We start from the raw sequence: 22,062 nt of genomic DNA, 5'->3' as shown, positions 1-22,062 counted from the left end.
CCAGGGCCCGCCGCCACGCCTCGGCGGCGACGTCCTTGTCCTGGCGGGCCAGCCAGGCCAGGTACTCGCGGTACGGGACGGCGGGCGGCAGCACGCCGCCGTCGCCGCCCGCCGCGTACACCGCCGACAGTTCCTCGAACAGCACCGGCATGGACCAGCCGTCCATCACGAGGTGGTGCATCGTGATCACCAGCCGGTGCCGCTCCTCGCCCAGCCTGATCAGCATGAGCCGCAGCAGCGGCGGGACCGCCACGTCGAACCGCCGTTCCCGTTCCTCCCGGGCCAGCCGCTCCGCCTCGGCCTCGGCCTCGGCATCGACCTCGGCCTGCGCGTCGACCTCGGTCTCTGGGGCGGCCTCGGTGGCGGTGGCGGACTCGGGGGCGGCCCCACGTCCGGCTTCTCCTCCGTTCCGCGTGCCGCCGGAAAGGTCCACCTCGCGCCACGGCAGCCGCACCCCGCGCGCGATCACCTGGACGGGGACGCCCGAGCCGCGGCGCTGGAAGCTCGCGCGCAGGTTCGCGTGCCGTTCGAGCAACGTCTCCCACGACGCCCGCAGCACCCCGGAGTCCAGCGCCCCCACCAGCTCGACCACGCCCTGGACGACGTACACGTCGGGCGACCGGCCGTCGTAGCCGGCGTGGAACAGCAGCCCTTCCTGCAATGGCGACAGGGGCCACACATCCTCCATGCGCACCTGGTTCACCGGGCGCTCCTCTCGTCCGCGAGCCTGATCTCGAATTCGTCGATCTCGTCCTGATCGAGGGTCACCAGGGAGAAGTCCGAGGGGGTGTGCCCGCCGCTGCCGGGATCGGCGGCGTGGAGGGCCAGCCCGCCCAGCGTGGCCGCCCACCCGGCCGCCAGCTCCGCCAGGTCGGCGGCGCTCAGCAGCCCGGCCGGGGACATCAGCGTCAGGGTCAGCTCCGGTCCCGCCGGAAGGTCCCGGACGAGCCCGCCGGCCTCCAGCGCGTGCGTGGCCGCCATGCCCGGGTCGGCCGCCCCTCCCACGGCCGTGTCCCCGGCCGGGCGCCAGTAGACCTCCCCGTCCGCCGCCGGGGCACCGTCGTGCGCGGCGGAGAAGCGGCCCATGTAGTTGAAGCCGATCTGCGGGACGGGCAGCGCGGACAGCTCCGCCGCGGTCTCAGGATTGAGGTGGCGCAGCAGCCCGTAACCGAGGCCGTCACCGGGAACGGCGCGCAACCGCTCCTTGACCCGCTTGAGCAGCCGACCCGCCGCCGGACCACCCGCCCGCACGTCGGCGAAGTCCACAGCCCCCGGATCGAGCCGAACCGGATGCGCAGCGGTGAACCACCCGACCGTACGACTCAAATCCATGTCCGGGGACAGCGGCACCCGGCCGTGACCCTCCACCTCCACCAGCAGGCCGCCTGTCACGTCACGGCCCCGCACGCGCTGCCACTCGGCCACCGCGGCGGCCAGCCCCGCCAGAAGTACGTCGTCGATCCCGGCATGGAACGCGGCGGGGACGCGCGTCAGCAGTTCCGAGGTCACCAGCGCCGGAACGGGCTCGGCCACGTACGCCATCCCTGCCGCGACGGTGTCCCGGGACGGGTCCAGGGGGCGCGGCCCGGCCAGCGGGTCGGGCCCGGCCAGGATCCGCGTCCACGCCGGCAGCTCCGCCCTCCGCTCCCGGCCGCGCGCCTGGGCCTCCAGCTCGCGGGCCCACCGCCGGAACGAGGTCGCGACCGGCTCCAGCGCCGGTGCCCGGCCCGCGCTCGCCGCCTCGTACGCGGCGGCCAGGTCGGGCATCAGGACCCGCCACGACACCCCGTCCACCGCGAGGTGATGGACGACCATCAGGAGGCGGCCGGGCGCGTCCGGTCCCGCGTCGAACCACACCACCCGCACCATCGCGCCGACCTGCGGGTCCAGCCGCGCCACGGCCTCCCGCGACCGTTCGTCCACCACGCGGGCCAGCGCCTCCGCGTCCAGCCCGCCGACGTCGACGCGGCGCACCGGGGCGTCCGCCGTGTCCCCGGCGGGCGGCACCACCAGCCGCCACCCGCCGCCCGGCGACGTCCCGTTCCCGGACGGTTCCAGCCGCGCCCGCAGCACGTCGTGCCGGGCGGTCACCGCCCGCACCGCGGTCACCAGCGGTTCCAGCCGCATCCCCGCCGGTACGGTCACCAGCGTCGACTGGCAGAACGTCCCGGTGAGCGCCACCGTCCCCGAACGCTCCGCCAGGTCGCGCATCACCGGGGTCAGCGGCACCGGCCCGGACGGCACGTCCTCGACCCTCGGGGCGTCCCGGCCCGGGGCCCCGCCGACGTTCACCGGAGCGGTGCCGGCGGCCACCGCCGCCAGGCCCGCCGCCGTGCGGTGCTCGAAGATCTGCCGGGCGGTGATCCCCACCCCGGCCCGGCGGGCCTTCGCCACCACCAGCATCGACATGATCGAGTCGCCGCCGAGCGCGAAGAACGAGGCGTCCGCGCCAACCCGCTCCAGGCCGAGCACCTCGGCGAACAGCCCGCACAGCACCGCCTCCACGGGGCTCGCGGGCGCCCGTCCCCCGGCCTGGCCGGCGAAGTCGGGGACGGGCAGCGCGTCCCGGTCGAGCTTGCCGTGCACCGTCACCGGGAGCGCGTCCAAGACCACGACCGCGCTCGGCACCATGTGGTCGGGGAGGCGTGCCGCGGCGTACTCGCGCAGCCCGGCCGGCTCGGGCCGCGCGGCGCCTGCGGGTACGACGTAGGCCACCAGGCGCTTCACGCCCGGCCGGTCCTCGCGGGCGATCACCGCCGCCTGGGCGATCCGCTCGTGCCCGGCGAGGACCGCCTCGATCTCGCCCGGCTCGACCCGGAACCCGCGGATCTTCACCTGGTCGTCGGCGCGCCCCGCGAACATCAGCTCGCCGCCGGCGGTCCAGCGCGCCAGGTCGCCCGTCCGGTACATCCGCTCGCCCCGTGCCCCACCGGCGCCGGCGCCGCCGCGGCCGTCATCGCCGGATCCGGGGTCGGATCCGGGGTCGGATCCGGGGCCGGATCCAGGGCCGGATCCGGGGAACGGGCAGGCCACGAACCGCCCGGCGGTCAGCCCGGGCCGGTTCACGTACCCCCGCGTCACGCCCGTGCCCGCGACGTACAGCTCGCCGACGACTCCGGGCGGGACGGGCCGCAGGAACTCGTCCAGGACATAGGCGCGGACGTTCGCGATCGGCGCGCCGAGCGACACCTCGTCCGGCGGATCGGGCGGGCAGGACCAGCAGGTGACGTCCACGGTGACCTCGGTCGGGCCGTACTCGTTGTAGAAGTCCCGGCCCGGGGCCCAGGCGCGGACCAGGTCCGGCCCGCACTCCTCCCCCGCGGTGATCAGGCACCGGATGCCGCGCAGCGCCGGCACCGAGTTCACGTCCCCCACGCGGGCGGCGATCGACTCCAGCACCGAGGGCGTGAACGTGGCGGCGGTGACCTCCAGCTCCTCCAGCTCCGCCAGGACGTCGGTGTCCCGCCGCGCGACGCACAGCGCGGCCCCGGCCGCCAGCGCCGGGTAGATCTCCGACACCGAGGTGTCGAACGACACCGACGCGAACTGCAGCACGCGGTCGCGGGACGTCCAGCCGTACTCGGCGGCCCGCCACGTCACGTAGTTCACCGCGCCCCGATGCGGGACCGCCACGCCCTTCGGCGTGCCGGTGGACCCCGAGGTGTAGATGACGTAGGCGGGATGCGCGGGCCGCAGCGGCAGCACCCGGTCGGTGTCGGCGGGCGCCGTCGGTTGGCGCGCCGCCAGCGCGGCGGCCGTGGCCGGGTCGTCCCAGACCAGCCGGTCGATCCCCGTGTCCACAACGGCCCCGGCGGCCGTGCTCGTGCACACCACCACGTGCGGGCGCGCGTCGGCGAGGGTGAACGCGATCCGGTCGGCGGGGTAGTCCGGGTCGACGGGAACGTAGGCCGCGCCCGCCTTCATCACGCCGAGCAGCACCGCGTACAGCTCGGCCGAACGCTCCATCACCACGGCGACCCGGCTCTCCGGCCCCGCGCCCCGGGCGATCAGCTCGTGCGCCAGCCGGTTGGCCAGCGCGTCCAGCCGCCCGTACGTCAGCTCGGTACCGCCGCTGACCACCGCCGTCGCGTCCGGGTCCCGCGCGACGCTCGCCTCGAAGAGATCGACCAGCGTGCCGTCCGGGACCGGGCGGGCGGTGCCGTTCCACGCGCGGAGGATCCGCCGCCGCTCGGCCGTGCCGAGCGTGTCCAGCCGCCCGACCGGGACGTGCGGGTCGGCGGCGACCCGTTCCAGGAGCCGCAGGAACCGCCCGGCCAGGTCGCGGGCGGTGTCCTCGGTGAAGACGTCCGGCCGGTGCTCCAGCCGGATCTCCAGCCCGTCGCCCGGGGTCACCACCAGCGTGAGCGGGTAGTGGGCCGTGTCCTCGCCGCCCGCCGAGGCGATCCGCAGGCCGCCGGGTCCGGGCGGCGGGACGGGATAGTTCTGGTAGACGGTCAGCGTGTCGAACGTCGCGCCGGGACCGGCGGCGCGCTGGACGTCCACCAGCCCCAGGTGCTGGTGGTCGAGCAGGTCCGTCTGCCGGGCCTGCAGGTCGGCCAGCATCTCCGCGACCGTCCGCGCGGGGTCGAGCCGGACCCGTACGGGGACGGTGTTGATGAACAGGCCGAGCATCCGTTCCACGCCGGGCAGGTCCGCCGGGCGGCCCGCGACCGTGGACCCGAACACCACGTCGCGGCGGCCCGTCAGGACGCCGAGCAGCATCCCCCAGGCACCCTGGACGATCGTGTTCATCGTCAGCCCGTGCGCGCGGGCCAGCCCGGCCAGCGCGGCGGCGGGCTCCCGGCCCGCCCGCACGACGACATGCCGCGGCGTCGCCGCCGCCGGGTCCTGCTCGGCCGGGCCGACCAGCGTCGGCTCCCGCGTCCCGTCCAGCGCGTTCCGCCAGGCCGCACGTGCGGCGTCCGCGTCCTGGCGGGCCAGCCACGCCAGGTACTCGCGGTACGGCGTGACCGGCGGCAGCCCGCCCGCGTCGCCGCCCGCCGCGTACACCCGCGACAGCTCCTCGAACAGCACCGGCAGCGACCAGCCGTCCAGCACGAGGTGATGCAACGTGATCACCAGCCTGTACCGCTCGCCGCCCAGCCTGACCAGCAGCAACCGCAGCAGCGGCGGCACCGCGAGGTCGAACCCGCGTTCCCGTTCCTCCCGGGCCAGACGTTCGGTCGCGGCACCGGGGTCGGTGTCCGCCGGGACCGGCAGGTCCACCTCCCGCCAGGGCACCGCCACCCGGCCCGCCACCACCTGGACGGGCCGTTCCAGCCCGTCCGGCTGGACGAATCCCGCCCGCAGCCCGGCGTGCCGGTCCAGGATCGCCTGCCAGGACGCCCGCAGCGCGGCGGTGTCCACCGACCCGGTGAAGTCCAGGGCGCGCTGCCACACGTACACGTCGCGCGCCTGCCCGTCGTAGCGGGCGTGGAACAGCAGCCCTTCCTGCAACGGCGACAGCGGCCAGACGTCGGTCAGCCCGGGGACGGCCTCCTCCAGTTCCTCCACCTGCTCCTGGGTCAGCCGCACCAGGCCGAAGTCGGACGGCGTGTGCCCGCCACCGTCGCCCGGCCGGGCGGCGCGGGCGGCCAGGCCGCCGAGCATCGCCGCCCAGCCGGCCGCCAGCGCGTCGAGGTCGGCGTCGCCCAGCAGGCCCGCGGGGCAGGTCAGCGACAGGGTCAGCTCGGGCCCACCGGGCCGGTCGAGCACCAGCCCGCCCGCCTCCAGCGCGTGCCCGGCAGGCGTCGCGGCCTCGGACGATCCGCCCAGGGCCGATTCTCCCGCTGGCTGCCAAGGGGCCCACGCGGCGTCCAGTTGACCGGCAACGGCATCGGCGGCGGCATCGGCCATAGGACCGGCGGCGGTGAAGCGGCCGAGGTAGTTGAAGCCGATCTGCGGGACGGGCAGCGCGGACAGCTCCGCCGCGGTCTCAGGGTTGAGGTAACGCAGCAACCCGTAACCGAGGCCGTCACCAGGAACGGCCCGCAACTGCTCCTTGACCCGCTTGAGCAGCCGACCCGCCGCCGGACCACCCGCCCGCACCTCAGCCAAATCCACAGCCCCCGGATCAAGCCGGACCGGATGCGCGGCGGTGAACCAACCGACCGTACGACTCAAATCCATGTCCGGGGACAGCGGCACCCGGCCGTGGCCCTCCACCTCCACCAATAGGCCGCCAGTGACATCACGGCCCCGCCCGCGCTGCCACTCGGCCACCGCGGCGGCCAGCCCCGCCAGCAGCACATCGTCCACCCCGGCATGGAACGCCGCCGGAACGGCCGTCAGCAGCGCCGAAGTCACTTCCTCCGGGAGCTCCATGACCACCCGGCGCTCCCCACCCGCCTCGGTGTCGCGGGCCGGGTCCAGCGGCCGGTCGCCCAGCAGCGGATCGGGCCCCGACAGCAGGCGCGTCCAGGCTTGCAGCTCCCCGGCACGGTCCTCGCCCGCCGCCTGCCCCTCCAGCTCGGTCGCCCAGCGCCGGAACGACGTCCCCGCAGGCTCCAGCACCGGATCACACCCGGCCTCCACGGCGGCGTACGCCGCGGCCAGATCCGGAAGCAGCACCCGCCACGACACCCCGTCCACCACCAGGTGGTGGATCACCAGCAGCACCCGCCCCGGAACCCCCGGACCGGCATCGAACCAGACCGCCCGCACCATCAGCCCGGCTTCCGCGTCCAGCCGTCCGGCTTCGCGCCCGGCCTCCAGCGCGGCGAGTTCCGCCAGCGCGCCGGCGTCCAGCCCGGACGCGTCGACCCGGCGGACGAGATCGGCGGCCGACACCGGCGCGGCAGAGCCCGGCGCCACAGAACCCGCAGCCACGGAGCCCAGCGCCACGGAGTCCAGCGCGGCAGAGTCCGGCGCGTTAGAGCCCGGCACCGCAAAGTCCGGCGCCACGAAGCCCGGCGCCACGAAGCCCGGCACCGCAGAGCCCACCGCCACAGAACCCGACGCGGCAGAACCCGGCACCGCAGAGTCGGGCGCCACGGAGTCCGGGGCCACGGAGCTGGGCGGGGGCACCACGAGCCGGGCCGGGCCGGCTTCGCTGGGCGGTTCCAGGCGGGCGCGCAGCGCGTCGTGGGCGTCGAGCAGCGCGCCCAGGGCAGCGGCCAGCCGGTCCACCGTCAGGTCCGGTGGCGCCGTGACCAGCATCGACTGGCTGAACGCGCCCGCCAGCGCCGCGTGCCCCGCCCGTCCGGCGAGCTCGCGCATCACCGGTGTCAACGGGACCGTCCCGGTCGCCTCGTCCGCGCCGCCGCCCGTGCCCCTGTCCGTGTCCGTGCCCACTGGCTCGGCGGTCTCCGCCTCGGCGGCGGTGGCCAGCGCCGCCGGGGTGCGCAGCTCGAACACCTGCCGCGCAGTGAGGGCCAACCCGGCCCGGCGGGCCCGCGCCACCACCAGCATCGACATGATCGAGTCGCCGCCGAGCGCGAAGAACGAGTCGTCCGGGCCGGCCGTGTCCACTCCGAGGACCTCGGCGAACAGCCCGCACAGCAGTTCCTCGGCGGGCGTGGCCGGAGCCCGGCCGCCCGCGCGGCCGGCGAAGACGGGCGCGGGCAGCGCGGCCCGGTCCAGCTTCCCGTTCACCGTGACCGGCAGTTCGTCCAGCACCACCACCGCGGCCGGGACCATGTACCCCGGCAGGCGGCCCGCCACGAACTCCCGGACCGCCCGCTCCTCCACACCGGCACCGGCGTCGGCGGGGACCACGTACGCGACCAGCCGCCGGTCGCCGGGCCGGTCCTCGCGGGCGATCACCGCCGCCTGCCCCACCGGCCCGTACGCCGCCAGGACCGCCTCGATCTCCGCGGGTTCGATCCGGAACCCGCGGATCTTCACCTGGCCGTCCGCCCGCCCGGCGAACTCCAGCTCGCCGCCGGCGGTCCAGCGGGCCAGGTCGCCGGTGCGGTACATCCGCTCCCCGGCCCCGGCGAACGGGCACGCCACGAAGCGTTCGGCCGTCAGCGCGGCCCGCCCCACGTAACCGCGCGCCAAGCCCGCGCCCGCGATGTACAGCTCGCCGGTCGTTCCGGGCGGCACCGGCCGCAGGAAGCCGTCCAGGACGAACGCCCGGGAGTTGTCCATCGGCATGCCGATCGGCACCGTGTCCGGCACCGACCCGGCCACGGTGAACGGCACCTGCGTGGTGAACGCGGTCGTCTCGGTCGGCCCGTACGTCGACCGCACCACCAGCCCCGGGTGGGCCTCCAGCAGCGTCCGGACGGCCGCGGCGGGCACCACGTCCCCGCCCGTGGACACCTCGCGCACGCCCGCGAAGATCTGCGGGGACTGCTCGGCCAGCGCGCCGAACAGCCCGGCGGTCGCGTGCACGTTCGTCACCCCGTGCTCGGCGATCAGCCGCCCGCGCTCGGCCGCGTCCACCTCGCCCGGAGGAACGATCACGAGCCGGCCGCCGCGCAGCAGCGGCACCCAGATCTCGTACGTGGAGGCGTCGAACGCGTGGTTGGCCTGCACCAGCACCCGTTCCACGACCTCGTCGCGCCAGCAGCGGTCCAGGCAGAAGGCCACCACGTTGCCATGGGTGGCCGCCACGCCCTTGGGAAGCCCCGTCGAACCGGACGTGTACATCACGTAGGCGAGGGCGGCCGGGGACACCTTCACTCCAGGGTCACGCTCGCCCGTACCGCCGGCCAGGGTCGCGGCATCCACCTCCAGGGTGTCCAGCGGCCCGAACACTCCGTGGCCCATCAGAGGCCGGTCGGCGGTGATCGCGTCGACCAGCACCAGCGACACCCCGGCCTCGGCGGCCACCGCGCGCAGCCGCGCCACCGGGTGCGAGCCGTCCAGCGGGACGTAGGCCGCGCCCGCCTTCAGGGTGCCCAGCAGCGCCGTGACCAGTTCGGCCGACCGCGCCATCACCACCCCGACGAGGCTCTCCGGCCCGATCCCCCGGCCGATCAGCCGATGGGCCAGCCGGTTGGCCCGCGCGTTCAGCTCCCCGTACGTCAGCCGAACGCCGCCGTCGACCACCGCGACCGCGTCCGGGGTCCGCGCGGCCTGCGCCTCGAACAGCTCCACCAGCGAGCCGGACGGTAGCGGGCGGCGGGTGTCGTTCCAGTCCCGCACCACCTTCCGCCGTTCCCCGGCAGACACCACGTCCAGGTCGCCGACCCGCCCCCCGGGGTCGGCGGCGATCTGGGTCAGCAGCCGCACCAGGCGTTCCAGCACCGTCCGGGCGCCGTCCTCATCGACGACGTCGGGACGGTAGTCGAGCCGCAGTTCCACCTGGTCCTCGGGCACGACGCCCAGGAGGAGCGGGTAGTGGGCCGCGTCCTCGCCCCGGATCCCGGTGATCCGCAGCCCGCCCGGCACCGCCGTCCCGGCCACGTCCTGCGGGAAGTTCTCGTACACCATGACGGTGTCGAAGCCCGCGCCCGCACCGGCGACGCGCTGGATCTCCGCCAGCCCCAGGTGCTGGTGGTCGAGCAGGTCCGTCTGCCGGGCCTGCAGCTCGGCCAGCATCTCCGCGACCGGCCGGGCCGGGTCGAGCCGGACCCGCACCGGGACGGTGTTGATGAACAGGCCGAGCATCCGCTCGACACCGGGCAGGTCCGCCGGGCGCCCTGCCACGGTGGCGCCGAAGACCACGTCGCGGCGCCGGGCGAGCTTGCCGACCAGCACGGCCCAGGCACCCTGGACGACGGTGTTCAGCGTCAGCCCGTGGCCGCGGGCCACCTCCCGCAGCCCGGCCGCCAGGTCCTCGCTCGTCCGCGTGATCACGTAGCCGGGCGGCACCGGGTCCGCGCCGGGCTCGCCGGGGGCGGCCAGCGTCGGCTCGCCCGTTCCCGCCAGCGCCCCTGCCCACGCCTCGCGCGCGACGTCCGCGTCCTGGCGGGCCAGCCACGCCAGGTACTCGCGGTACGGCGTGACCGGCGGCAGCCCGCCCGCGTCGCCTCCGGCCGCGTACACCCGTGACAGCTCGTCGAACAGCACCGGCAGCGACCAGCCGTCCAGCACGATGTGATGCAGCGTGATCACCAGCCGGTACCGCTCGCCGCCCAGCCTGACCAGCAGCAACCGCAGCAGCGGCGGCTCGGCCATGTCGAACCGCCGGGCACGCTCCCGCTCGGCCGCCCGCGCCGCCGCCTCCTCGCGCTCGGACTCGCCCAGCCCCGACACGTCCAGCTCCTGCCACGGCACCGCGACCCCGCGTGCGATCACCTGGACCGGGTACCCGAGCCCGGCGGGCCGCCGGAATCCGGCGCGGAGGTTCGCGTGCCGGTCGAGGAGCGCCTGCCACGAGGCCCGGAGCGTCTCCGCGTCCAGCGGCCCGGCCAGGTCCAGGGTCCGCTGCTCCACGTAGACGTCGCGGACCTGCTCGTCGTAGTGGGCGTGGAACAGCAGCCCTTCCTGCAGCGGCGACAGCGGCCAGACGTCGGTCAGCTCCGGGACGTCGGCCTGGAGCTCGTCGACCTGCTCCTGAGTCAGCGTCACCAGCGTGAAGTCGGACGGCGTGTGGCCGCCGCCGCCCGGTGCCGCGGCGTGGGCGGCCAGGCCGTTGAGGACGGTCTCCCAGCCGGTGGCCAGCTCGTCGAGCGCCTTCCCTGTGAGCAGGCCGGCGGGGCAGGTCAGCGACAGGGTCAGCTCGGGTCCGCCGGGCCGGTCCTCCACGAGCCCGGCGGCGTCGAGCACGTGCAGGGCGGGCATGCCGGGGTCGCCGGGCGTTCCTCCCAGCGCGTCCGCGACGGGCTGCCAGTCCCCCTGGACGGCGGGGAAGCGGCCCATGTAGTTGAACGCGACCTGCGGGACGGGCAGCGCGGACAGCTCCGCCGCGGTCTCAGGATTGAGGTGGCGCAGCAGCCCGTAACCGAGGCCGTCAGCGGGGATAGCGCGCAACTGCTCCTTGACCCGCTTCAGCAGCCGACCCGCCGCCGGACCACCCGCCCGTACGTCGGCGAAGTCCACAGCCCCCGGATCGAGCCGGACCGGATGCGCGGCGGTGAACCAGCCGACCGTACGACTCAAATCCATGTCCGGGGACAGCGGCACCCGGCCGTGACCCTCCACCTCCACCAGCAGGCCGCCTGTCACGTCACGGCCCCGCCCGCGCTGCCACTCGGCCACCGCGGCGGCCAGCCCCGCCAGAAGTACGTCGTCGATCCCGGCATGGAACGCGGCGGGGACGCGCGTCAGCAGTTCCGTCGTGACCGGCGCCAGCACGGTCACCGTCGCCGACCTGGTCCCGGCCGCCGCGGTGTCGCGTTCCCGGTCCAGCGGCCGGTCGCCCAGCAGCGGGCCGGGGCCGCCGTCCAGCATCCGGGTCCACTCCGGCAGCTCGGCGAGCCGTTCCCCGGCGGTCGCCTGGGCCGCGAGCGCGGCGGCCCACCGGCGGAACGATGTGCCCACCGGCTCCGGCCGGGTGTCGCGCCCGGCCTCCGCCGCCGCGTACGCCCCGGCCAGGTCGGGCAGCAGCACCCGCCAGGACACGCCGTCCACCACCAGATGGTGAACGACCAGCAGCAGAAGGCCCGGGGCGCCGGGTCCGGCGTCGAACCAGACCGCGCGCACCATCACCCCGGCGCGCGGATCCAGCCGCCCGGACGCCTCCGCAGCCTCGGCCCCCACCAGATCGGCCAGGGCCGCGGCGTCCAGCCCGGTCGCGTCCACCCGCCGGAGGACCGCGTCGGCCGCCGCCGGACCACCCTCCTCGGCCGGCGGCACCACCAGCCGCCACGCGCCGCCCTCCGGCGCCTTGCCCGGAGACGTCCGGTCCGGAGACGTCCCGTCCGGAGACGTCCCGTCGGGGGACGGTTCGAGGCGGGCGCGCAGCATGTCATGGTGCTCCAGCAGGCGCCGCAACGCGGACTCGAGCGCCACCGGATCCAGCCCGGCCGGTACCGCCACCAGCATCGACTGGGAGAAGCCCCCGTGCAGGGCCTCCGGGCCCGCCCACTCGGCCAGGTGCCGCATCACCGGGGTGAGCGGCACCGGGCCGGTGCCCGCGTCCGCCCCCGCGGTCCCGTCCACGGTCCCGTCCGCGGCCCCGGCGAGCGGATCGAGCGGCCCGGCCGCGACGGCCAGCCCGGCCGGGGTCCGGTGCTCGAACACCTGCCGGGCCGTGATCGCCAGACCGGCCCGCCGGGCCCGCGCGACGACCAGCAGCGAGAGGATCGAGTCGCCGCCGAGCGCGAAGAACGAGTCGTCCGCGCCGACCGATTCGAGGGCGAGGACCTCGGCGAACAGCCCGCACAGCAGTTCCTCGGCGGGCGTGGACGGGGCCCGGCCCTTCACCGGCCCGGTGAGGCCGGGCGCGGGCAGCGCGGCCCGGTCCAGCTTCCCGTTCCCCGTCACCGGGATCGCGTCCAGCGCCACCACCGCCGCCGGGACCATGTACTCCGGCAGCTTCGCCGCGACGTGGGCCCGGAGCGTCGCCGCGTCGACGCCCGCGCCGGGATCCGCGGGGACGACGTAGGCCACCAGCCGCTTCACCCCCGGCCGGTCCTCGCGGGCGATCACCGCCACCCGCGCCACGGCCGGGTGAACGGCCAGGACGGCCTCGACCTCGGCCGGCTCGATCCGGAACCCCCTGATCTTCACCTGCCCGTCGGCCCGACCCGCGAACTCCAGCAGCCCACCCGGGGTCCACCGCGCGAGGTCGCCGGTCCGGTACATCCGGTCGCCGGGCTCCCCCGGGCCGGTGAACGGGCACGCCACGAACCGCTCCGCCGTCAGCCCCGCGCGTCCGGCGTACCCGCGGGCCAGTCCCGCGCCGGCCACGTACAGCTCACCGACGACACCGGGCGGGACGGGGTGCAGGAAACCGTCCAGGACGAACACGCGGGTGCCGTCCAGCGGCACCCCGATCGGCACCGGCACCGGCACATCGCCGGGCGCGGTGAACGGAAGGTGCGTCGCGAACGCGGTCGTCTCGGTCGGGCCGTAGGTGGTCCGCACCACCATCCCCGGATGCGCGTCCAGCAACGTGCGGACCGCGGTGGCCGAGACCACGTCGCCGCCGGTCAGCACCTCCCGCACCCCGGCGAAGATTTCCGGGGACTGCTCGGCCAACGCGCCGAACAGCCCGGCCGGGGCGACCACGTGAGTGACGGCATGCTCGGCGATCAGCCGCCCGCGCTCGGCCGCGTCCACCTCGCCCGGAGGAACGATCACGAGCCGGCCGCCGCGCAGCAGCGGCACCCAGATCTCGTACGTGGAGGCGTCGAACGCGTGGTTGGCCTGCACCAGAACCCGTTCCACGACCTCGTCGCGCCAGTGCCGGTCGAGGCAGAAACTCACCACGTCGCCCTGGGTGACCGCCACGCCCTTGGGAAGTCCCGTCGAACCGGACGTGTACATCACGTACGCGAGGTTCTCCGCCGACACCCTGACCTCAGGTCCGCCCGGCCGCTCGTGCCCACCGCCCCCGATGTCGCCGTGTGCCGCGGGCTCGTCGGGTGCCGCAGCGTCGTCGTATGCCGCGGTGTCGTTGTGTACCGCAGCGTCGTCGTGTGCCGCGGTGTCATTATGTGCTGCGGTGTCGTCGACCGGGAGGACGCTCGCCGCGCCGTGCTCGGCGGCGAAGGGGTGAGCGGCGGTGTTCGCGTGGACCAGGACCACCGACACCCCGGCCTCGGCCGCGACCGCGCGCAGCCGCTCGACCGGATGGGCCCCGTCCAGGGGGACGTAGGCGGCGCCCGCCTTCACCACGCCGAGCAGCGCCACCACCAGGTCGGCCGACCGCTCCATCAGCACCCCGACCAGGCTCTCCGGCCCCACCCCCCGGCCGGTCAGCCGATGCGCCAGCCGCCCGGCCCGCGCGTTCAGTTCCGCGTACGTCAGCTCCACACCATCGAAGACCACCGCCACCGCGTCGGGGGTCCGCGCGGCCTGCGCCTCGAACAGGGACGCGAGAGTCCCGCCCGTGGCCGGGCGTGCGTTCTCGTTCCCGAGGTCGGCCCAGGTGTCGTTCCACTCCCGGAGGACCCGCTGACGTTCGCCGGCGGAGAGGACGTCGAGATCGCTCACCCGTACCCGCGGGTCGGCGGCCACCTGCTCCAGCACCCGCGCCCAGCGTCCGGCCAGGGCCGTGACGGTCGGCTCGTCGAACAGGTCGGCGGCGTACTCGACGGTGCCGGCGATACCGGCCGGGGCGCCGCCGTCGTCGCGCCGCTCGGCCAGCGTGGCGGACAGGTCGAACTTGGCGGGCAGCGTCCCCGGCGGCAGGGCCCGTACCCGCAGGCCCGGGAGTTCCCAGCGCGCCGGCGGGACGTTCTCCAGCGTCAGCATCACCTGGAAGAGGGGGTGGCGCGCCAGGGACCGGGCCGGGTTGAGTTCCTCCACCAGCCGCTCGAACGGAAGATCCTGGTGGGCGTACGCGGCCAGGTCGCTCTCCCGGACGCGGGCGAGAAGTTCGGCGAACGACGGGTCGCCGCTCACGTCGGTCCGCAGCACGAGCGTGTTGAGGAAGAACCCGGCCATGTCCTCCAGCGCGGCGTCCCCGCGCCCGGCCATGACGGTCCCCACCGGAATGTCGGTGCCCGCGCCCATCCGTGCGAGCAGCATCGCCAGCGCCGCCTGCGCGACCATGAACATCGTCGCGCCGCCTTGCCGGGCCGCGTCCAGCAGCCCCGCGTGCACCCGCGCGTCCACCTCCACCGGGACCGAGCCGCCCCGGAACGAGGCCACGGCAGGACGCGGACGGTCCACGGGCAGCGCGAGCTCTTCCGGCGCTCCCGCGAGGGCCTCGCGCCAGTACCCCAGCTGGGCGGAGAGCAGGCTGCCTGGGTCGTCCGGCTCGCCCAGCACCTCGCGCTCCCACAGCGCGTAGTCGGCGTACTGCACCGGCAGCGGCTCCCACCGCGGCGCCTCCCCCTCCCGGCGGGCCGCGTACGCCACGCGCAGATCGCGGGCCAGCACGCCCATCGACCAGCCGTCCACCGCGATGTGATGCGCCACCATCACCAGCACGAACTCCGAGGGCGCGAGCACCAGCAGGCGGAGCCGCCAGGGCAGCTCCCGGCTCAGGTCGAACCCCCGTGCCATCTCCTCGGCCGCGACCGCGTCCAGGTCCCGTTCGCCGATCTCGCCGACCTCCAGCCGCGGCCTGCCCTCCGCCCCGTGCAGGACGTGCTGGCAGGGCGTCCCTCCGGTGTCGGGGAAGATCGTGCGCAACGTCTCGTGCCGGTCGGCCACATCCCCCAGCGCCTCTTCCAGCGCGGCCACGTCCAGCTCACCCGACAGGCGCAGCGCCAAGGGCACGTTGTAGGCGGCGCCCGCACCCGATTCCTCCAGGCGGTTGAGGAACCACATGCGCTGCTGCGCGTACGACAGTGGCACCACCTCGGGCCGTTCCCGGGCCGCCGGGCGGGACCGCGTCCGGCCGCCCCGGCCGTCGTCGATCAGCCGGGCGATGCCCGCGACCGTCCTGGCGCCGAACAGGTCGCGGATGCTCACCTCGGCGCCGAGAACGGCGCGTACCCGCGCGATGAGCCGCATCGCCAGCAGCGAATCCCCGCCCAGCTCGAAGAACGAGACCTCGGCGCCGATCGTCTCCAGGCCCAGGACCTCGGCGAACAGACCGCACAGCATCTCTTCGGTGACCGTCGCGGGGCCCCGGCCCGCCATCGTCCCGGCGAAGTCGGGCGCGGGTAACGCCGCGCGGTCCAGCTTCCCGTTGACCGTCACCGGGATCGCGTCGAGCACCACCACCGCCGCCGGGACCATGTGCTCGGGCAGGCGCGCGGCCAGGAACTCCCGCAGCTCGCCGCCGTCCACGCCGCCGTCCGCGCCGCTCTCGGGAGCGGTTTCGGGAGCGGCGGGGACGGCGTAGGCGACCAGGCGCTTCACCCCCGGCCGGTCCTCCCGGACGATCACCGCGGCCTGCGCCACCCCTGCGTGCCCGGTCAGCACCGTCTCGATCTCGCCCGGCTCCACCCGGAACCCGCGGATCTTCACCTGGTGGTCGGCCCGCCCGGCGAACACCAGCTCACCGCCGTTGGTCCAGCGCGCCAGGTCGCCCGTGCGGTACATCCGCTCGCCCTGGTAGCCGCCGGAACCGCCGCCGCCCGGGCCGGGGAACGGGCAGGCCACGAACCGTTCGGCGGTGAGCCCGGCCCGGCCCGCGTAGCCCCGCGCCAGTCCAGCACCGGCCACGTACAGCTCGCCCACCACGCCCGGCGGAACGGGACGCAGGAAGTCGTCCAGGATGAACACCCGGCTGTTCCAGATCGGCTCGCCGATCGGCACCACGCCCCGGTCCGCCCCCTCCGGAAGGCCCCCGGGAAGGCCCACCGGAAGACCCACTGGAGCACCCGCCGGATCGCCCTCCGCCGGGGCGGGGGCCAGCGGCCGGGTCATCGTCGCGCACACCGTCGTCTCGGTCGGGCCGTACGCGTTGATCATCCTTCGGCCGCCGGCGTACCGGGAGACCAGCGCCGGCGGGCACGCCTCCCCGGCCACGACCACCGTGCCGAGGCCGTCCGGGAGCCCGTCCATCGCGCCCAGCACGGACGGAGGCACCGTCACGTGGGTGATCCCGTACTCGGTGACCAGGTCCTCCAGCCGCCCGCGCGGGGGCATCCGGTCCGCCCCCGCCAGGACCACCGCCGCGCCCGACAGCAGCGCCATGCACAGCTCCGACACCGCCGCGTCGAACCCCAGCGCGGCGAACTGCAGCACCCGGTCACCGGCACCCACCCCGAACCGGTCGATCTGGGCCCAGGCCAGGCTGCCGATCCCGCGGTGGCTGACGGTCACGCCCTTCGGCCGCCCGGTCGACCCGGAGGTGTAGATCACGTAGGCGGAGTGGTCGAGCCGCAGCGGCGCCGTACGGTCGGCGTCGCCCGGCGCCGAGTCCGGGAACGCGGCGAGCGCCTCGGCGACCGCCGGGTCGTCCCACACCACCCGCACGGGACCCTCGTCGCCCTCCGGGACGGGTACGGCACGGGCGGTCGAGGTCGTGCACACCGTCACCGCCGGGCGGGCGTCGCCCAGCACCAGGGCGATCCGTTCGGCCGGGTACTCGGGGTCGACGGGCACGTAGGCCGCCCCGGCCTTGAGCACGCCGAGCAGCACCACGACCAGTTCGGCCGAACGGTCCATCACCACGCCGACCGAGCGCTCCGGGCCCACGCCCTCACGCATCAGGAAGCGGGCCACCCGGTTCGCGCGCCGGTCCAGCTCGGCATAGGTCAGGGTGACGTCGCCGGACACCACCGCCACCGCGTCCGGGGTCCGCGCCGCCTGCCCCTCGAACAGCGCGGGCAGCGGCAGCGCGGGCACCGGCCGGGCGGTGTCGTTCCACTCGGTCAGCACCGCGCTCCGCTCGGCGCGGTCCAGGACGTCGACCCGGCCGACCCGCCCGCCCGGGTCGCCGGCCATCTGCTCCAGGACCCGCACCAGCCGCCGGGCCAGCGCCCGGACGGTCCGCCGGTCGAACAGGTCGGGCCGGTACTCCAGCCGCAGCTCCAGCCGCTCGCCCGGCGTGACCGCCAGGCTCAGCGGATAGTGGGCCACCGAGTCCTCGGACGCCTCCCCGGCGACCGGCAGGCCGCCCCGCTCCGGCCGTCCCGCCAGGCCCGCCGGATAGTTCTCGTACACCATGATCGTGTCGAACGCCGCGCCCGGCCCGGCCAGGCGCTGGATCTCGGTGAGGCCCAGATGCTGGTGGGCGATCAGGGCCGACTGGCGTTCCTGGAGGCCGGCCAGCATCTCCGCCAGCGGCTGCCCGGGGTCCAGCGGGACCCGCACCGGGACGGTGTTCATGAACAGCCCGACCATCCGCTCGACCCCGGGAAGCTCCAGCGGCCGGCCGGCCACCGTGGTCCCGAACACCACGTCCCGGCGCCCCGCGAGCCGGCCGACCAGGATCGCCCAGGCGCCCTGCAGCAGGGTGTTCATGGTCAGGCCGTGCCCGCGGGCGACCTCGCGCAGGGCACCGGTGAGCCGTTCGCCCGCCCGCGTGACCACGTGCTCGGGCATCGCCGTCGGCGCCCCGGGATCGGCCGGCGCGACCAGCGTCGGCTCCTCGGCCCCGGCCAGCGCCTCACGCCAGGCGGTCCTGGCCGCGTCCTTGTCCTGGCGGCCCAGCCAGGACAGGTACTCCCGGTACGGGGTCACCGGCGGCAGCCCGCCCGCGTCGCCGCCGGCGGCGTAGACCTCCGACAGCTCCCGCATGAGCACCGGCAGCGACCATCCGTCGATGACGATGTGGTGGATCGTGATGAAGAGCCGGTGGCGCGTCCCGCTCAGCCTGACCAGCAGCAGCCGCACCAGGGGCGGCGCGGCCATGTCGAAGCGCCGGCCGAGCTCCTCCTCCTTCCCGAGCCGTTCCGCCTCCGCCTCGGCCTCGTCCTCGGGCAGATGCGACAGGTCCACCTCGCGCCACGGCGGCTCCACCCGCCGGGCGATCAGCTGGACCGGACGGTCGGCGCCGGCCGGCTGCCGGAAACCGGCGCGCAGGACGGCATGCCTGTCCAGCAGCGCCTCCCACGACCGCCGGAGCACCGCGGCGTCCAGCGGCTCGCCCAGGTCCAGGACGGTCTGTACGAGGTAGACGTCGCGGGCCCGCTCGTCGTAGCCGGCGTGGAACAGCAGCCCTTCCTGCAACGGCGACAGCGGCCACGCGTCGATCGGTTCCGGGCCGGTCCCGCCCTGGAGGCCGTCGATCTCCTCCCGGCCGAGGGACGGCAGGGCGAGACCGGGATCGTCCCCCCGCGCGGGATCATGTGCGGGATCGTGAGCGGGATCCGGCGCGGCCACCGTCCCGGCGACCCTGGCCAGCCCGGCGGGCGTCCCGTGCTCGAACACCTGCGCCGCGGTGATGCCCACGCCCGCCCGCCGGGCCCGCGCCACCACCAGCATCGACATGATCGAGTCGCCGCCCAGCTCGACGAAGGAGTCCTCCGCCCCGACCGATTCCAGGCCCAGCACCTCGGCGAACAGCCCGCAGAGCAGTTCCTCCTCCGGCGTGGCCGGGGCCCGCCCGCCGGGCGACACGGCGAAGCCGGGGACGGGCAGCGCGGCCCGGTCCAGCTTGCCGTTGACGGTGACGGGCAGCTCACCGAGCACGACCACGGCGGCGGGGACCATGTACTCGGGCAACCGTCCCGCCGCGTGGTCCCGCAAGGCGGCCGTGTCGACGGCCGCGTCCGGTCCACTGGGAACGACATAGGCCACCAGGCGCTTCACGCCCGGCTGGTCCTCGCGGACGACCACCACGGCCTGCCGTACCGCCTCGTGCTCCCCCAGCGCCGCCTCGATCTCGCCCGGCTCGATCCGGAACCCGCGGATCTTCACCTGGTCGTCGGTCCGGCCCTCGTACAGCAGCTCTCCGTCGGCCGTCCAGCGGGCGAGATCGCCCGTCCGGTACATCCGGCCGCCGCCGCCCTCGCCCGGACCGGGGAACGGGCAGGCCACGAACCGTTCCGCGGTCAGCCCGAGCCGGCCCAGGTAGCCGCGCGCCAGCTGGTCGCCCGCCAGGTAGAGGTCGCCCACGGCCCCCGGCGGCACGGGACGCAGGAACTCGTCGAGAACGTACGCCCGCGTGTTCCACACGGGACGGCCGATCGGGACGGCGGCGGGATCGTGGCCCGGCGGGCACTCCCAGAACGTCACCTCGACCGCGGCCTCGGTCGGCCCATAGAGGTTGTGCAGGGGGACGTCCAGGTGCCGGTGGAACTCGGCGACCAGGTCGGGCGGCAGCGCCTCGCCGCTGCAGAGCACCCGGCGCAGGCTCCGGCAGCGGCCCGCCACCCGCTCGTCCTGCAGGAACACCCGCAGCATGGACGGGACGAAGTGGACGACCGTGATCCGTTCCCGTTCGATCAGCTCGGCCAGGTAGGCCGGATCCCGGTGCCCGCCCGGACGCGCGAAGACCAGCCGGGCACCCGCGATCAGCGGGCCGAACAACTCCGGCACCGAGACGTCGAAGCCCATCGGGGTCTTCTGCATCACCCGGTCGGCGGGCGTCAGCCCGTGCTCCTCCTGCATCCACACCAGCCGGTTGGTGATCGAGGCGTGGCTGACCACGACGCCCTTGGGCCGGCCGGTCGAACCGGAGGTGTAGATCACGTACGCCGGGTGGGAGGGACGCAGCGGCGCCACCCGGTCGGCGTCGGCGGGGGCGGTGCCCGGGCGGCGGGCCAGCACGGCGGCCTGCGCCGGATCGCCCCACACGATCCGCTCGATGCCCGCGTCCGCCACCCCGCCCGGCACGGCGTCCGTCGCGTCGGTCGAACCGCTGGTGGGCACCGGAGCGCCGGTGGTGGGCGCGCCGGCGCAGATGACCAGTGCCGGGGACGCGTCGTCCAGGAGCATGGTCACGCGTTCCGCGGGGAGGCCGGGGTCCACCGGTACGTAGGCCGCGCCCGCCTTGAGGATCCCCAGCAGCGCCACCATCAGGCCCGCCGAGCGCTCCAGCGCGACCCCGACGAGGTCCTCGGGGCCCACTCCCCGGGCGATCAGCTCGTGGGCCAGCCGGTTCGCCCGCTCGTCCAGTTCCGCGTAGGTCAGGGCCTCGTCGTCGTCCGTCACCGCGACCGCGTCCGGCGTGGCGGCCACACGGGCCTCGATCAGTTCCACCGGCGTTCCGGCCGGAAGCACCCGCTCCGCGCCGTTCCACTCCACCAGCACGCGGTGCCGCTCCGGCGCGGACAGCACGTCCACGTCACCGGCCCGTGCCTCCGGATCGGCGGTCAGGGCCGCCGCGAACTCCAGGAACGAGCGTTGGACCGCCGCCGGCGCCGGTCTGCCGGATGCCTCGGCGTCGGAGCCGGAGCCCGCGTCGGCGTCGGCGTCGGCGTCGGCGTCGGCGTCGGCGTCGGCGTCGGCGTCGGCGTCGGCGTCGGCGTCGGCGTCGATGGAGACCCGCAGGTCGTCACCGGCCCCTCGGACCATGAGCGCCAGTTCGCCCGCGGGTCCAGCCGAAAGATCGTGCGACGTGGCCGGATACCCCGCGAACCGCAGGTCGTGATCGGACGGCACCACGTCGACCAGGGGACCGAAGAACGTCCGGTCCGGGGCGGGCCAGCCCAGCTCGCGGCGCAGCTCCTCGCCCCGGAACCGCTGGTGCCGCTCGATCTCGCGCAGTTCGTCCCGCACCCGCGGGACCAGGTCGGCCAGGGTCGCGTCCGGGTCCACCGTGACGCGGAAGGGGACGATGTTCGCCATCGTGCAGGGGGTGGTGCGCGCGGCGGCCGAGCCGCTCCTGCCCGGGACCGAGAGGCTGAAGACGGCCTCGCGGCGACCGCCCAGGCGGGCCAGGAACGCCGCGGCCACCGCGATGACCACAGTGGAACGGCTCGTCCCGGCATGTGCGGCGATCTCGTCCAGCCTCCTCGCCACCGGCGCCCCGAAGGGCTCCGGACCGGGCCGGGACGCCGCTCCGCCGGATTCCCGGCCGGTCGTGCCCGCGCCGAGGGTGACGCCGACCGGATCGGGGCGGTCGGCGAAGCGGCCGAGCCAGAACGCACGGTCGCGTTCGTGGTCGGCCGAGGCCCGGTAGTCCTCCTCATCGGCCAGCAGGGACTCGAGGGAGCCGGACGTCGCCTCGGGGACGACCTCCCCCCGGACCAGGGAGCTGTAGACGTCGGCGACCCGGCGTTCGAACAGCGCCCGGCCATGGCAGTCCAGAACGAGGTGGTCGTAGCGCTGGTACCAGAGGTACCGGTCGGCGGCCAGCTTGAGGAGGGCATGCGTGAACGGGCGGCTGACGGCGGGGCCCGTCGGGTCGCCCGCCTCCCCTAGCCCGGCCGGTCCGGCCGGTCCGGCCGATCCGTCCCGTTCGGCGTCCATCCACCTCCGGGCGGCCGTGCCGGGATCCGCCTCGCCGGTGAGGTCGACGACGGCGAGCGGACGGCCGCCCGGCGCGGCGGCCTGCCTCGGTCCCTCGCCGCCGTCGACGACGCGCACGTTCAGCGCCGCGGTCTCGGCGACGGCCCGGCGTACCGCCGCCGCGAGGAGGGCCCCGTCCACCGGACCGCCGATCTCGACGAACGCCGCCACGTCGTACGCCGCGGCCGGCATGCCGAGCCGCCGGGCGAGCCAGATGTCGTACTGCGCCGCTGACACGGGGAGACCGGGGTTGACCTCAGCCAT

At 75.6% G+C, this 22,062-nt stretch carries 2 protein-coding genes (1 of these 2 cut by a window edge); both read right to left on the bottom strand.

From position 1 onward, the window contains the following. Nucleotides 1-703, bottom strand: the start of a protein-coding gene (locus tag IW256_RS40645) for a non-ribosomal peptide synthetase (RefSeq protein WP_197016003.1). The gene continues 4,361 nt to the left of window position 1, outside the view; only the first 703 of its 5,064 coding nucleotides appear in the window; the start codon lies at nucleotides 701-703; its stop codon lies beyond the left edge, outside the window. Continuing rightward, nucleotides 700-22,062, bottom strand: coding sequence for a non-ribosomal peptide synthase/polyketide synthase (locus IW256_RS40640; RefSeq protein WP_197016002.1), 21,363 nt, complete (start codon nucleotides 22,060-22,062; stop codon nucleotides 700-702). Before IW256_RS40640 ends, IW256_RS40645 begins: the two co-directional genes overlap by 4 nt.

Source organism: Actinomadura viridis (assembly GCF_015751755.1).
GTDB lineage: Bacteria > Actinomycetota > Actinomycetes > Streptosporangiales > Streptosporangiaceae > Spirillospora > Spirillospora viridis.
The sequence above is the reverse complement of the archived record's forward strand: the minus strand, read 5'-3'. Positions and strand labels throughout refer to the sequence as shown.